Genomic DNA, 686 nt, shown 5'->3' on the forward strand with positions numbered 1-686 from the left:
CCAGATCATCCGCGACCTGACGACGCGAAAGCCCGCTGGTCAGCGCAATCCGCACCGCATCCTTGCGAAATTCATCCGTTCTGCCTGTGCCCATGGTTTATCTCCTTTGCTGCACATTACGTCATCAAAGGAGCGGCACCAAACCGCGACAAGTCCAGGCTGTTTACGGTGTCGAGTCGATCTGCAGGGTGCTGCCGATTGCACCGTCAACATATTACCACCGCTTGGCACCAAGCCGATCCGGCCAAAGCTTCAGCCCGGCATCAGCGGGATACGGAGCTGCGCCCGGAGATCAAACGTGTCTGGGATGAGAATTATCAGGTCTACGGGGGCCGCAAGGCGTGGTATCAGCTGAAACGCGAGGGCTTTACGCTTGCACGCTGCACGGTGGAGCGCCTGATGAAACAGATCGGCATCCGTGGTGCCGTGCGCGGCAAGATGGTCAAAACAACGGTTCCAGACACGTCGGCACCTTGTCCGCGCGACAAAGTGAACCGTGTGTTCCGTGCGCCCGCACCGAACCTGCTGTGGGTCAGCGACTTTACCTACGTTTCCACGTGGCAGGGCTTTGTCTATGTTGCCTTCGTCATCGACACGTTTGCAGATCGCATCGTCGGCTGGCGGGTCTCACGGTCGGCCAAGACAGACTTTGTTCTGGATGCTCTTGAACAGGCCCTGCATGATCG

General features: G+C 58.5%; 1 pseudogene. It reads left to right on the forward strand.

The features are described from left to right. Window positions 1–161: 161 nt before the first annotated feature. Window positions 162–686, forward strand: a pseudogene (locus BFP70_RS00370) (IS3 family transposase); the annotation flags it as partial.

The organism is Thioclava sp. SK-1 (genome assembly GCF_001705665.1).
Classification (GTDB): Bacteria; Pseudomonadota; Alphaproteobacteria; order Rhodobacterales; family Rhodobacteraceae; genus Thioclava.